The following is a 13558-nucleotide window of genomic DNA, read 5'->3' as shown; positions in this document are numbered from 1 at the left end:
AGCGGATCAGCGCCTTCCGGACGTTCGCCCACACACTGCGGCGCTGAACACGGCGAGGCCCCCGGGTGGTATACCCGGGGGCTCCTAATCCGAGCAGAATCAGACGTTGAAGCCCAGCGCCCGCAGCTGCTCCCGGCCGTCGTCCGTGATCTTGTCCGGGCCCCACGGCGGCATCCACACCCAGTTGATGCGGAGCTCGTTGACGATGCCGTCCGTCGCGGACTTCGCCTGGTCCTCGATGACGTCGGTCAGCGGGCAGGCCGCCGAGGTGAGCGTCATGTCGATGGTGGCGATGTTGGCGTCGTCGACGTGGATGCCGTAGATCAGGCCCAGGTTGACGACGTCGATGCCCAGCTCGGGGTCGACGACGTCGTACAGCGCCTCGCGGACCTCTTCCTCCGAGGCGGGCTTGGTCGTGAGGGTCTCGTTCTCGCTCATGCGGTCTTCCTCTCGGCGTCGACGTCGGCCCCCAGGGCCTGCGCCGTCGCGTCCTTCCACGCCATCCAGCTCAGCAGAGCACACTTGACGCGGGCGGGGTACTTGGAGACCCCGGCGAACGCGACCGCGTCCTCCAGGACCTCCTCCATCGCGTCGTCCGGCTCCAGCTTGCCCTTGGACTGCATCAGCTCCAGGAACACGCCCTGGATCTTCTGCGCCTCGGCCAGGTCCTTGCCGACGAGCAGGTCGTTCAGGACGGACGCGCTGGCCTGGCTGATGGAGCAGCCCTGGCCCTCATAGCTGACGTCCTCGATGCGCGATCCGTCGTACTTCACGCGCAGCGTGATCTCGTCGCCGCACGTCGGGTTGACGTGGTGCACCTCGGCGTCACCCGGGCGCAGGCCGCGCCCGTGCGGATGCTTGTAGTGGTCCAGGATCACTTCCTGGTACATCGAATCCAGCTTCACGATTCCCAGCCAGCCCCTCAGGCGAAGAAGTTCCGGACGTGCTCCAGGCCCTCGACGAGCAGGTCGATCTCGCCGGGCGTGGAGTACAGATAGAACGACGCTCGCGTGGTCGCGGGAATTCCGTAGCGCAGGCAGACGGGGCGGGCGCAGTGGTGGCCGACCCGGACCGCGATGCCCTGCTCGTCGAGGACCTGGCCCACGTCGTGCGGGTGGATGTCACCGAGCGTGAAGGAGATCGCGGCGCCCCGGTCCTCGGCCGTGGACGGGCCGATGATCTTCAGGTCCGGGACCTCGAGCAGGCGCTTCACCGCGTACTCGGTGATCGCGTGCTCATGCCGCTCGATCTTGTCCATGCCGATGGCCGTGAGGTAGTCCACGGCCGCGCCGAGGCCGACGGCCCCCGCGATCGGGGGCGTACCCGCCTCGAACTTGTGCGGCGCCGGGGCGTAGGTCGAGGAGTGCATCGACACCGTCTCGATCATCTCGCCGCCGCCGAGGAACGGAGGCAGGTCCTCCAGGAGCTCCTGGCGGCCCCACAGCACGCCGATGCCCGTCGGGCCGCACATCTTGTGGCCGGTGAAGGCCACGAAGTCGGCCTGGAGGGCCTGCACGTCCAGCGGCATGTGCGGCGCGGCCTGGGAGGCGTCGATCAGGACGAGCGCGCCGACCTCCTGGGCGCGGCGCACGATCGCCTCGACCGGGTTGACCGTGCCCAGGATGTTCGACACGAGCACAAAGGAGACGATCTTCGTCTTCTCCGTGATGACCTCGTCGATGTTCGACAGGTCGAGGCGGCCGTCGTCGGTGAGGCCGAACCACTTCAGCTTCGCGCCCGTGCGCTGCGAGAGCAGCTGCCACGGCACGATGTTGGAGTGGTGCTCCATCTCCGTGATGACGATCTCGGTGTCGTGGTCCACGCGGTAGGGCTCATCGGCCCAGCCGAGCATGTTGGCCACGAGGTTGAGCGATTCCGAGGCGTTCTTGGTGAAGATCACCTCGTCGCGGCTGGGCGCGTTGATGAACTCCGCGACCTTGTCACGGGCGCCCTCGTACAGCGCCGTGGCCTCCTCGGCGAGGACGTGCACGCCGCGGTGGACGTTGGCGTTGTGCTGCTCGTAGTACTCGCTGAGTACGTCGATGACCTGGCGCGGGGTCTGGGAGGTGGCCGCGTTGTCCAGGTAGACGAGCTTCTTGCCGTCGTGGAGCGAGCGCTCCAGGATCGGGAAGTCCTTGCGGAGCGCCTCGGTGTCGAGGAGGCCCGGCAGCTGTGTCACGCGGACGCGCCTCCCTTCACGTATGCCTCGTAGCCCTCGTTCTCCAGCTTGTCGGCGAGCTCGGGGCCGCCGGACTCGGCGATGCGGCCGTTGGCGAACACGTGGACGTAGTCGGGCTTGATGTAGCGCAGGATGCGCGTGTAGTGCGTGATGAGCAGGGTGCCCACCTCGCCCGTGTCACGGACGCGGTTGACGCCCTCGGAGACGACCCGCAGCGCGTCGACGTCCAGGCCGGAGTCGGTCTCGTCCAGGATCGCGATCTTCGGCTTGAGGAGCTCCATCTGCAGGATCTCGTGGCGCTTCTTCTCACCGCCGGAGAAGCCCTCGTTCACGTTGCGCTCGGCGAAGGAGGGGTCCATCTGGAGCCCGGCCATCGACTCCTTGACCTCCTTCACCCAGGTACGCAGCTTGGGGGCCTCGCCGCGGATCGCCGTCGCCGACGTGCGCAGGAAGTTGGAGACGGAGACGCCGGGGACCTCGACGGGGTACTGCATGGCGAGGAACATGCCGGCGCGGGCGCGCTCGTCGACCTCCATCGCCAGGACGTCCTCGCCGTCGAGGGTGACGGTGCCCTGCGTGATCGTGTACTTGGGGTGGCCCGCGATGGAGTAGGCGAGGGTCGACTTGCCGGAGCCGTTCGGGCCCATGATGGCGTGCGTCTCGCCCTGCTTCACGGTCAGGTCGACACCCTTGAGGATTTCCTTAGTGCCGTTCTCGACCTCGACGGTCACGTGCAGGTCGCGGATTTCAAGCGTTGCCATGGGTGCCTCAGGACTCCTGGGTGAGGGAGGCGCGTACGTCGACAAGGACGTTGCCCCCTTCGATCTTTACGGGGTATACGGGGACGGGGCGCGTCGCGGGAAGGCCGGACGGCTTGCCGGTGCGGAGGTCGAACGCGGAGCCGTGCAGCCAGCACTCGATCTGGCAGTCCTCCACCTCGCCCTCGGAGAGGGAGACGTTCGCGTGCGAGCAGATGTCGTGGATCGCGAACACCTCGCCCTCGGTGTGGACGACCGAGACCGGCGTGCCGTCGAGTTCCACCCGCTTCGGGGTGTCCTCCTCCAGCTCGCTCAGGTCACAGGCGCGTACGTACGTCATGCGACGGACGCCTCCAGCTCCTCTTCGATCTTCGCGATGAGCCGCTCCTCGATGTCGTCGACACCGATCTGCTGGACCAGCTCGGCGAAGAAGCCGCGGACCACGAGGCGGCGGGCCTCGTGCTGCGGGATGCCGCGGGCCATCAGGTAGAAGAGCTGCTCGTCGTCGAAGCGGCCGGTGGCGGAGGCGTGACCGGCGCCGACGATCTCGCCGGTCTCGATCTCCAGGTTCGGCACCGAGTCGACCCGCGCGCCGTCCGTGAGGACGAGGTTGCGGTTCATCTCGTAGGTGTCCGTGCCCTCGGCCGTGGCCTCGATGAGGACGTCGCCGATCCATACGGCGTGCGCCGCCTCGCCCTGCAGCGCGCCCTTGTAGACGACGTTGGACTTGCAGTGCGGGACGTTGTGGTCGACCAGGAGGCGGTGCTCCTGGTGCTGCCCGGCGTCCGTGAAGTACAGGCCGAACAGCTCGGCCTCGCCGCCCGTGCCCGCGTAGGCCACGCGGGGGTGGATGCGCACGACGTCGCCGCCGAAGGTGACGACGACCGACTTGAAGGAGGCGTCGCGGCCGACGAGCGCGTTGTGCTGCGCGACGTGCACAGCCTTGTCGTCCCAGTCCTGCACGGAGACGACGGTGAGCTTCGCGCCGTCACCGAGGACGTAGTCCACGTTGGCGGCGAGGACCGCGTCACCGGAGTGGTCGATCACGACGACGGCCTCGGCGAACGCGCCGAGCTCGATGACCTGGTGGCCGAAGGCGATGCCGCCCTCGCCGCGCACGGCGACGCGGATCGGCTCGCTGAGCACCGTCTCCTTGGGGACGGTGACGACCGAGGCCTTCTCGAAGGCCGAGTACGCCTGGGCGGCGACGCGGTCCACCGGGGTGCCCGCCTTGCCGAGCCGGGCGTCGTCGCGCCCGACGGTCTCGACGGTGACGCCCTCGGGGGCCTCCACCTCGACCGTGACGCCCTCGCCGGTCGCGACGGCCGTGCCGTCGTGCAGCCCGCGCAGGCGCTCCAGGGGGGTGAACCGCCACTCCTCCTCGCGGCCGTGCGGCACCGGGAAGTCCGCCACGTCGAAGGAGGGCGGGGCGCTCATCCGGGTGGCGACGGTGGACTCCGCCGCCACCGCGATGGAGCCCGCTGTGGTGGACCCCACGGGGTTGTTCTGAGCCTCAGCCATGGCTGTCGTCGTGCTCTCTCTCTGCGTGTTGCGATCCTCGGCCCGCTGGGCCGCTAGCTGCTGGAACGGCGGCGGGTCAGCCGACCGCGCCCTCCATCTGCAGCTCGATCAGCCGGTTGAGCTCCAGGGCGTACTCCATGGGGAGCTCCTTGGCGATCGGCTCGACGAAGCCGCGCACGATCATCGCCATCGCCTCGAACTCGGTGAGGCCGCGGCTCATCAGGTAGAAGAGCTGGTCCTCGGAGACCTTGGAGACGGTCGCCTCGTGGCCCATGGACACGTCGTCCTCGCGGACGTCGACGTACGGATACGTGTCGGAGCGGGAGATGGTGTCCACCAGAAGCGCGTCGCACAGCACGTTGGACTTCGATCCGGGCGCGCCCTCGCCGATCTCGACCAGGCCGCGGTAGGAGGTGCGGCCGCCGCCTCGGGCCACCGACTTGGAGACGATGTTGGAGGACGTGTTCGGCGCCATGTGGACCATCTTGGAGCCGGCGTCCTGGTGCTGGCCCTCGCCCGCGAAGGCGATGGAGAGGGTCTCGCCCTTGGCGTGCTCACCCATCAGGTAGACGGCGGGGTACTTCATCGTCACCTTGGAGCCGATGTTGCCGTCGATCCACTCCATGGTCGCGCCCTCGTAGGCCACGGCGCGCTTGGTGACCAGGTTGTAGACGTTGTTCGACCAGTTCTGGATCGTCGTGTAGCGGCAGCGGCCGCCCTTCTTGACGATGATCTCCACGACGGCGGAGTGCAGCGAGTCCGACTTGTAGATCGGCGCCGTGCAGCCCTCGACGTAGTGGACGTAGGCGTCCTCGTCGACGATGATCAGCGTCCGCTCGAACTGGCCCATGTTCTCCGTGTTGATGCGGAAGTAGGCCTGGAGCGGGATCTCGACGTGCACGCCCTTGGGGACGTAGATGAACGAGCCGCCGGACCAGACGGCGGTGTTCAGCGACGCGAACTTGTTGTCACCGACGGGGATGACCGTGCCGAAGTACTCCTTGAAGAGCTCCGGGTGCTCCTTCAGGGCGGTGTCGGTGTCCAGGAAGATGACGCCCTGCTCCTCCAGGTCCTCGCGGATCTGGTGGTAGACGACCTCGGACTCGTACTGCGCGGCGACGCCGGCGACCAGGCGCTGCTTCTCCGCCTCGGGGATGCCGAGCTTGTCGTACGTGTTCTTGATGTCCTCGGGCAGGTCCTCCCAGGACTCCGCCTGCTTCTCCGTGGAGCGCACGAAGTACTTGATGTTGTCGAAGTCGATGCCGGAGAGGTCCGAGCCCCAGTTCGGCATGGGCTTCTTGTCGAAGAGCCGGAGGCCCTTCAGGCGCAGCTTGGTCATCCACTCCGGCTCGGACTTCTTGGCCGAGATGTCCCGGACGACGTCCTCGCTCAGACCGCGCTTGGCGGCGGCACCGGCCGCGTCGGAGTCGGCCCAGCCGTACTCGTAATTGCCCAGGCCCTCGAGCTCAGGGTGGGCAGTCTCCGTGGGGAGAGTCATGCGGGGTTCCTCCCGGCCGTGCTTGCTGATGCGTGGTTGGTGGTCTGTGGGGTGCTGTGCGGAAGGTCTCCGCGCGGGATGAACGTCGTGCAGACGCCGTCACCGTGGGCGATGGTGGCGAGCCGCTGGACGTGGGTCCCGAGCAGCTGGGAGAAGATCTCCGTCTCCGCCTCGCACAGCTGCGGATACCGCTCGGCGACGTGGGCGACCGGGCAGTGGTGCTGGCAGAGCTGCTCGCCGACCGGGGCGCTACGCGCCGTAGCAGCGTACCCGTCCGCGCTCAGGGCCTTCGCCAGCGCCTGGGTGCGGGCCTCGGGGGGCGCCGCGTCCACGGCCGCGCGATAGGCCTCGGCCTGCTCGGCGATGCGGGCGCGGGCGAAGTCGGCGACCGCCTCCTCGCCGTGCCGCTCGGCGATCCAGCGCAGGGCGTCGGCGGCCAGCTGGTCGTACGACTGGTCGAAGGCGTCCCTGCCGCAGTCGGTGAGGGCGAAGACCTTGGCGGGGCGGCCGCGCCCTCGCGCGCCGTACACCCGCTGCTCGCGGGGCTCGACCACGTTCTCCTGGACCAGGGCGTCGAGGTGGCGGCGGACGGCCGCCTGGGTCAGGCCGAGGCGGGCCGCGAGATCGGCCACGGTGGACGGGCCGTGGTCCAGGATGGAGCGCGCGACCCGGTTGCGCGTGGACCGCTCACCGGTCGCGAGCTCTTCCTGAGGGGCCCCCTGGGGGACCTCCGAAGCCTCGCCAACGTTTTTCACAACGCCATTGTTGCGTAATTCCTCAGAGCCTGACAAGCCGCGTCCGGATCACTCGACGGTGCCATGCATCACTTAGGTAAACCTAAGCTGACCTGCGAAAACGATCACCGGCCGATCAAATCAGTGGCACTTCCGAACAGTTTCCAGAACACTCCTGAGGCATGGTGAAACCCCCTCTGACCGGCCCTCTGTGCACGCGTGACACCCTCGCGGACGAGCTGCGCGCGCTCGGCGTGCGGCGGGGCGACACGCTCTTCACCCACACCTCGCTCAGCTCGCTCGGCTGGGTCTGCGGCGGCGCCGAAGCCGTCGTCCTCGCCCTGCTCGACGCCCTCGGCGACGAGGGCACTCTGGTGGTGCCCACCCATTCCTCGGACAACTCCGACCCCGCGGAGTGGCAAGACCCGCCCGTGCCCAAGGAGTGGTGGCCCGCGATCCGCGACGCCATGCCCGCCTACGACCCGCGCACCGCGCGCCTGCGCGGCGTCGGCGCCGTCCCCGACACCGTGCGCACCTGGCCCGGCGTCGTGCGCAGCGCCCACCCGCAGACGTCCTTCGCGGCCGTCGGCCCGCGCGCGGGAGAGCTCCTCGCCGAGCACGCCCTGGACTGCCGCCTCGGCGAGCGCAGCCCGCTGGCCGCCCTGGAGGCGGCGGGCGCGCGCGTGCTGCTCCTGGGGGCGGGGTTCGAGGCGTGCACGGCCTTCCACCTGGCCGAGTACCGCCTGCCCGCGCCGCTGGTCGAGAACTCCTTCGCGCTCATGACGGACGAGGGGCGCCGCTGGCTGACGGTGCGCGAACCCGCCATCTCCGAAGAGCGCTTCGACGAGCTGGGCGCGGCCTTCGAGAAGGAGCGCCCGGTGACGCGGGGCCGGGTCGGGGCCGCCACGGCCCGCCTCTTCTCGCTGCCGGACGCGGTCGCGTACGCCGAGGGCTGGCTCGCGGAGCACCGGCCGCCCACCGCCTGAGCGCGGACCCCGGCCTTCGGGGCCGGGGGCCGGGGCCCCTGTGGCCCTCTCTAGACTTCCCGTCATGGGAATTGAGTCCGTCGTCCAGGTCCACGGCCTGGTCAAGCGGTACGGGACGAAGACCGCGGTGGACGGCCTCGACCTGGACGTCCGCGCAGGCACCGTGACCGCCGTGCTCGGCCCGAACGGGGCCGGGAAGACCACCACCATCGAGACCTGCGAGGGCTACCGCGCCCCGGACGCGGGGACCGTCCGCGTCCTCGGCCTCGACCCGGTCACCCAGGCCGCCGCGCTGCGCCCGCGCATCGGCGTGATGCTCCAGTCCGGCGGCGTCTACTCCGGCGCCCGCGCCGACGAGATGCTGCGGCACGTCGCCAAGCTGCACGCCCACCCGCTCGACGTCGACGCCCTCATCGCCCGCCTCGGCCTGGAGTCCTGCGGCCGCACCAGCTACCGCCGCCTCTCCGGCGGCCAGCAGCAGCGCCTCGCCCTCGCCCTGGCCGTCGTCGGCCGCCCCGATCTTGTCTTCCTGGACGAGCCGACCGCGGGCCTCGACCCCCAGGCCCGCCACGCCACCTGGGGCCTCGTCCGCGACCTGCGCGCCGACGGCGTGTCCGTGATCCTCACGACCCACCACATGGACGAGGCCGAGGAGCTCGCCGACGACGTCGCCATCGTCGACGCGGGCCGGGTCATCGCCCACGGCAGCCCCGAGGAGCTGTGCCGCGGCGGCGCCGAGAACACCCTGCGCTTCACCGGCCGGCCCGGTCTCGACGTCGGCTCGCTCCTCAAGGCCCTGCCGCCGGACTCGGCCGCCGCCGAGCTCACCCCGGGCGTCTACCGCGTGAGCGGCACCGTCGACCCCCAGCTGCTGGCCACCGTCACCTCCTGGTGCGCCCAGCACGGCGTCATGCCGGACCGGATCTCCGTCGAACGGCACACCCTGGAGGACGTCTTCTTGGAGCTCACGGGTAAGGAGCTGCGGTCGTGACGAGCGCCCCCAACACCACCGACACCGCCGGTACGCCCGGGACGTACGCCCCCAGGCCGGGCGCGGCGCCGCTGCCCCGCATGATCGGCGCACAGGCCGTCCTCGAGACGAAGATGCTGCTGCGCAACGGCGAGCAGCTGCTGCTCACCGTCGTGATCCCCACCCTGCTGCTGGTGCTCTTCAGCGCCGTCGACGTCGTCGACACCGGTGAGGGGAAGGCGGTCGACTTCCTCACCCCGGGCGTCCTGGCGCTCGCCGTCCTGTCGACGGCGTTCACCGGGCAGGCCATCGCGACGGGCTTCGAGCGGCGCTACGGGGTGCTCAAGCGGCTCGGCGCCTCGCCGCTGCCCCGCTGGGGGCTGATGACCGCGAAGACGCTGTCGGTGCTGGTCACCGAGGTGCTCCAGATCGCGCTCCTGACGGCGATCGCCTTCGCGCTCGGCTGGTCGCCGCACGGCAACCCGTTCGCCGTCGTAGCCCTCCTGCTGCTCGGGACGGCCGCGTTCTCCGGCCTCGGCCTGCTGATGGCGGGCACCTTGAAGGCGGAGGCGACGCTGGCCGCGGCGAACCTCGTCTTCCTGCTGCTGCTCGTCGGCGGCGGCGTCATCGTGCCGCTGGACAAGTTCCCCGCGGGCGTGGAGTCCGCGCTCGCACTGCTGCCCGTGTCCGCCCTCTCAGGCGGCCTGCGCGACGTGCTCCAGGACGGCGCCGCGATGCCGTGGGGCGACGCCCTGATCCTCGCGGTGTGGGCGGTGCTCGGGCTCGGCGCGGCGGCGCGCTTCTTCCGCTGGGAGTGAGCCAGGGGGCCCGGTGGGGCGTAATCGGCATCACAGTCTCAGCGGATACGTCCCCCTCGTGAAGCCGTGCACAAGCGGCCCCCTACGATGGGGCCCGTGCCAAAAGTGACCCGAGCCGACGTGGCTCAAGCCGCGCGCAACCCGCTCGCCTTCATCGCGGAACGCTGGACTCCGACACCCCGGACCGTCCAGCGCGCGGCCCTCGTCGCCCTGGTGATGGCGGTGGTCATCGTGGTCACCGGCGGAGCCGTCCGCCTGACCGGGTCCGGCCTCGGCTGCCCGACGTGGCCCAAGTGCACCGACGAGTCCCTCACCGCCACCAGCGAGATGGGCCTGCACGGCGTCATCGAGTTCGGCAACCGCATGCTGACGTACGTGCTGTGCGCGGCCGTCGGCTTCGCGATCATCGCCGCCCGCTCCCAGAAGCCGTGGCGGCGCAGCCTGACCCGGCTCGGCTGGGCGCAGTTCTGGATCGTCATGGGCAACGCGGTGCTCGGCGGCATCGTGGTCCTCGTCGGCCTCAACCCGTACACGGTCGCCGCGCACTTCCTGCTGTCCACGGCCCTGATCGCGGTCGCCACGGCGACGTGGCAGCGCACCCGCGAGGGCGACGCGGAGCCCCGGCCGCTGGTCGGCAAGGCGGTGGCGCAGCTCGTGTGGGTGCTGACCGGGGTCACCGTGCTGCTGATCGCGGTGGGCACGGTCGTCACGGGCGCGGGCCCGCACGCGGGCGACTCCAGCGACGTGCCGCGCATGGACGTCGGCGCCCTCGGCCTCGACTGGGAGGGCGTCAGCAAGCTGCACGCCGTCCTCGCCTGGATCGTGGTGACGCTGGCCTTCGCGCTGTGGTTCGTCCTTAAGGCGGTGGACGCCCCGCGCGGCCCGCTGGACCGGACGCGCGACCTGTTCCTGATCCTGCTCGCGCAGGGTGGGGTCGGCTACATCCAGTACTTCACGGACCTGCCGGAGGTGCTCGTCGCCTCGCACATGCTGGGCTCGTGCCTGGTGTGGATCGGCACCCTGCGGGTGCTCCTCGCGCTGCGCGAGCGGCCCGAGGGATCGGCGGAGGTCCCGGCGCAGCCCGCGTCGGCCGTCGGCGCCGGAGTCTGAGGGCGGCCCGCTCCGCCTCACCGCCGAGCCCGCCCGCCGGGCTCGGCCTCCGGACCCGCGCCCTCAGTCCGCGCCGGTGAGCCCGTACACCCGCCGCGCATTGCCCGCCGCGATCATCCCCGCCACCCGCTGCGCGTCCGCGAGGGACCACGCGCCCTCGGCCACCCACGTCCCGAGCACGCGCCCCAGCGACTCCCGGAACAGCTGGGCGCCGACCACGTGCAGCTCCGGCAGGCCCTGCGCGCCGCTGGAGAACAGGAGCTTGCCGAAGGGGGCCAGCTCCAGGATCTCGGCGAGGACGGCGGCCGCGCGGGCGCCGGTGCGCACGAGGGCGGGGCCGAGGTCCGCGTACACGTGCGGGAAGACGCCCGCGAGGTGGGCCGCCGCGCGGTGGTGCGGGTAGCCGTGCAGGAGGATCAGGTCGGTGCCGAGCCCGGCCGTGGCGCGGGCGAAGCCCCCGAAGGAGCGCTGCGGGTCACTGGCGCCGGTGTGGAGCTGGAGCGGCAGCCCGGAGGCCACAGCGATCCACAGCAGGTGCCGCAGGAGCACCGGGTCGGCGAGTTCGCCGCCCACCTGGCGCCCGGCCAGCCAGCGGTCCGCGGCGCCGCGGACCTCGCCGGGCCCCGGCGGCTCGGGCGGCAGCGGGTCGTCCTGGCGCCCGCCCGCGACGGAGGTGAAGGCGACGGCCCCGGCCGCGGCCCCGTGCACGGACTCGGCGAGGTTGGCGAGGAAGGAGTCGACGGTGCCGGAGGTGTCGGCGACCTGCTCGGCGAGTAATTCCAGGCGGACGATCTCGTGCGCGTCGGCGGCGCCCGTGGTGGCCAGCTCGCCGGGCCCGGTGAGGTCACCCGGAAGGCCGGTGTCGACGAGGTAGGTGGTGATGCCGCTGCCGCGCAGCAGGCGCCGCCCGGACTCCAGGACCCCGAGCTCGCGGCGGCGGGCCAGATAGCGGGCGGGCGGGCAGTGCGGTTCGAGCCCGAGCAGCGGCGGGCACCAGCGGCGCACGGCGAAGCCGGTCTGGGTGTCGAAGAAGGTGGTGCCGGGGGCGGGCGGGCCCTCGCCCCGGCCGAGGTGGGCCTCGAAGGTGCCGAGCCCCAGCTCCGTGCGCAGGACGCCGTGGCAGTGCTGGTCCACCAGGGACGGCGTTTCGATCATCCTGGCTCCCCTGCGTGGACCGTGCTCCTACGGTCCTAACGGGTGACCGTGGCGTCAGGTGTTGCTCGCCTTGTCACTCCGTGCCCGCCCCGGGCGCGTCTCATCCGCCCGCGCGGCCGCCGATCTGGATGCCCGCCATGCGCTTCCACTCGTACGGGCCCGTCGTCACCTTGGCGGCGAACTCGCCGTCGAAGTCGTCGTGGACGGTGATCCCGGACTTCTCCACGGCGCTCAGGGCGATCGCGTGGGTCGGCGCCACGAGGTCGCCCCAGCCGCCGTCCGCGCCGACGAGGACGATCCGGGCCCCCTCCTGCCCGAGGTACGCGACCTGTCCCTCGGCGCCGCCGTGGGCCCGCGCGAACGCGGTGATCAGCTTGGCCAGCTTGGCGGCCTTGCGCTCGGCGCGCGCGGCGTCCTTGGCCGCCGTGGCCGCCTCGGCCGTCCGCTCGCCGGATCCGGCCGTCTCGGGGGTGCCCTGCTCCGTGTCTGCCATGGCACAGGATGCTACCGACGGGTAGATCGTGGGGCGACGCCTGGGGGGCGTGGTCTCGGCCACGGTCGCACGGTGGGCGCCGCGCGGCCGTTCCCCCGCGCGGCGCCCCGTGGTAGGACGAGCGCATGCCCGGTCTGCTGGTCGGCGAGGTCCTGCGGTCCGCCGCCCGTGCCGCCCCGCGCCGCGCGGCCGCGGTGCTCGACGGGCGCGCGCACGCGTTCGCCGAGCTCGACGCCGCGGCCGACCGGGCCGCCGCGGGTCTTGCGGCGCGCGGAGTCCGGCGCGGCGACCGCGTGGCCTGCCTGGCGGGGGCCTCGTTCGACGCCCTGGCCCTGTTCGCCGGGGCCGCGCGCGCCGGGATGGTGTTCGTCCCCGTCGCTCCGGGCGCCGCGGCCGCCGGGATCGTGCGCGCGGCCCGGCCCCGGCTCCTGGTGACCGACGCCGAGCGGGAGCGGTGCGCCGCCGCTTCGGAGACACGTCACGTCGTACTGCCCGACCTGATGACCGGCGCGCCGGGGGAAGCGCCGCGGCGCGCCCCGGAGGAGCACGACCCCCATGTGGTGCTCTACACCGGCGAGGGGCGCCCGCGCGGCGTCGTCCTGTCACACCGCGCGAGCGTGTCGCGCGCCCATCCCGGGTGCCGCCCCGAGCCGCCCGGCGTCCTGGTGTGCGGGTTCCCCGCGGGGCACTGGGCGATGTGGACGGCGGTCCTTAGGCAGTGGCGGGCCCGGGGAACCGTGGTGCTCACCGCGCGCCCGGACCCCCCGGCCCTGTGCGCCGCCGTACGGGAGCACCGCGCGGAGCGGCTGGTGTGCCCGCCCGCGACGTGGCAGGGCGTCCTCGACGCGGCGCCGCACCACCTGGCCACCCTGCGCCTCGCCGACACCGAGACGCCGGGGCCCGCGGCGCCGCCACGGCTCCTGGAGGCGATCCGCACCGTCACTCCGGGCGCCCGGGTCCGCGCCTTCCTCAGTACGCCCGAGGCGGGTGACATCGCGGCCCTGGACCACGCCGACATCCGCGCCAGGCCGGACACCTGCGGCGTGCCCGCCCCCGACGCGGACGTCCGCGTCGCGCGCGGCGAGCTGTGGGTGCGCGGTCCCCAGCTCTTCGACGGGTACCTCAGGGACAAGCGGGCCACGGACGCGGTGCTGCGGGACGGCTGGTTCCGCACCGGACGGCGGGCCAGCACCGACACGGACGGCTACCTGTACCTCCAGGACCTGAATCTCCAGGACCTGAAACTCCGGGACGGCCGGGCCGCCAGGACAGCACGAAGCCCCCGCCGCCTCGCGGGCGACGGGGGCTGAGCCGTGAACCGGGGGGCGCCGCCTCA

15 protein-coding genes are annotated in these 13558 nt (G+C 71.8%); 5 read left to right on the top strand and 10 right to left on the bottom strand.

Features of this window, described 5'->3' with window-relative positions:
- Positions 1-99 precede the first annotated feature (99 nt).
- The 8 genes from AC07A4_RS35475 to AC07A4_RS35440 form a co-directional block, all read right to left on the bottom strand.
- Positions 100-438, bottom strand: coding sequence for a metal-sulfur cluster assembly factor (locus AC07A4_RS35475; protein WP_030687191.1), 339 nt, complete (start codon positions 436-438; stop codon positions 100-102).
- A complete protein-coding gene (gene sufU / locus AC07A4_RS35470; RefSeq protein WP_478606979.1) occupies positions 435-905 on the bottom strand; it encodes a Fe-S cluster assembly sulfur transfer protein SufU in 471 nt (156 codons plus the stop codon). The genes AC07A4_RS35475 and sufU overlap by 4 nt, the downstream gene beginning before the upstream one ends.
- A 17-nt stretch (positions 906-922) precedes the next feature.
- On the bottom strand, positions 923-2179 hold the full coding sequence (locus tag AC07A4_RS35465; protein ID WP_478606977.1) for a cysteine desulfurase: 1257 nt from the start codon (positions 2177-2179) through the stop codon (positions 923-925).
- Positions 2176-2940 carry a Fe-S cluster assembly ATPase SufC gene (gene sufC / locus AC07A4_RS35460; protein WP_478606975.1) on the bottom strand — a complete coding sequence of 255 codons (765 nt, stop codon included), beginning with the start codon at positions 2938-2940 and terminating at the stop codon, positions 2176-2178. The genes AC07A4_RS35465 and sufC overlap by 4 nt, the downstream gene beginning before the upstream one ends.
- Positions 2941-2947: 7 nt before the next feature.
- Positions 2948-3277, bottom strand: a complete 330-nt coding sequence (locus tag AC07A4_RS35455; protein WP_478606972.1) for a bifunctional 3-phenylpropionate/cinnamic acid dioxygenase ferredoxin subunit — start codon at positions 3275-3277, stop codon at positions 2948-2950.
- Positions 3274-4458 (bottom strand): Fe-S cluster assembly protein SufD, encoded by a 1185-nt coding sequence (sufD, locus tag AC07A4_RS35450; protein ID WP_478606970.1) that lies wholly within the window; start codon positions 4456-4458, stop codon positions 3274-3276. Before sufD ends, AC07A4_RS35455 begins: the two co-directional genes overlap by 4 nt.
- 76 nt (positions 4459-4534) lie before the next feature.
- Positions 4535-5956 (bottom strand): Fe-S cluster assembly protein SufB, encoded by a 1422-nt coding sequence (gene sufB, locus AC07A4_RS35445; protein WP_478606967.1) that lies wholly within the window; start codon positions 5954-5956, stop codon positions 4535-4537.
- Positions 5953-6711, bottom strand: a complete 759-nt coding sequence (locus AC07A4_RS35440) for a helix-turn-helix transcriptional regulator (RefSeq protein WP_478606964.1) — start codon at positions 6709-6711, stop codon at positions 5953-5955. Before AC07A4_RS35440 ends, sufB begins: the two co-directional genes overlap by 4 nt.
- 161 nt (positions 6712-6872) lie before the next feature.
- Between AC07A4_RS35440 and AC07A4_RS35435 the strand changes: the two genes are divergently transcribed.
- The 4 genes from AC07A4_RS35435 to AC07A4_RS35420 all read left to right on the top strand — a co-directional run bounded on the left by AC07A4_RS35435 (position 6873) and on the right by AC07A4_RS35420 (position 10574).
- Positions 6873-7676: an AAC(3) family N-acetyltransferase gene (locus AC07A4_RS35435; RefSeq protein WP_478606961.1), complete on the top strand. Its 804-nt coding sequence runs from the start codon at positions 6873-6875 to the stop codon at positions 7674-7676.
- 64 nt (positions 7677-7740) lie between these two features.
- Positions 7741-8667, top strand: a complete 927-nt coding sequence (locus tag AC07A4_RS35430) for an ABC transporter ATP-binding protein (RefSeq protein WP_478606960.1) — start codon at positions 7741-7743, stop codon at positions 8665-8667.
- Between the two features lie 80 nt (positions 8668-8747).
- Positions 8748-9464 (top strand): ABC transporter permease, encoded by a 717-nt coding sequence (locus AC07A4_RS35425; RefSeq protein ID WP_478607350.1) that lies wholly within the window; start codon positions 8748-8750, stop codon positions 9462-9464.
- An 87-nt stretch (positions 9465-9551) separates the two neighbouring features.
- Positions 9552-10574, top strand: coding sequence for a COX15/CtaA family protein (locus tag AC07A4_RS35420; protein ID WP_478606958.1), 1023 nt, complete (start codon positions 9552-9554; stop codon positions 10572-10574).
- Between the two features lie 63 nt (positions 10575-10637).
- Here the strand turns inward: AC07A4_RS35420 and AC07A4_RS35415 are convergent, their stop codons facing one another.
- Positions 10638-11729: an amidohydrolase family protein gene (locus AC07A4_RS35415; protein ID WP_478606956.1), complete on the bottom strand. Its 1092-nt coding sequence runs from the start codon at positions 11727-11729 to the stop codon at positions 10638-10640.
- Between the two features lie 100 nt (positions 11730-11829).
- On the bottom strand, positions 11830-12222 hold the full coding sequence (locus AC07A4_RS35410) for a hypothetical protein (protein WP_478606954.1): 393 nt from the start codon (positions 12220-12222) through the stop codon (positions 11830-11832).
- Between the two features lie 125 nt (positions 12223-12347).
- Between AC07A4_RS35410 and AC07A4_RS35405 the strand changes: the two genes are divergently transcribed.
- Positions 12348-13532, top strand: coding sequence for an AMP-binding protein (locus AC07A4_RS35405; protein ID WP_478606952.1), 1185 nt, complete (start codon positions 12348-12350; stop codon positions 13530-13532).
- The last annotated feature ends 26 nt before the right edge of the window (positions 13533-13558 follow it).

The organism is Streptomyces sp. NPDC043996 (genome assembly GCF_056435225.1).
The sequence above is the reverse complement of the archived record's forward strand: the minus strand, read 5'-3'. Positions and strand labels throughout refer to the sequence as shown.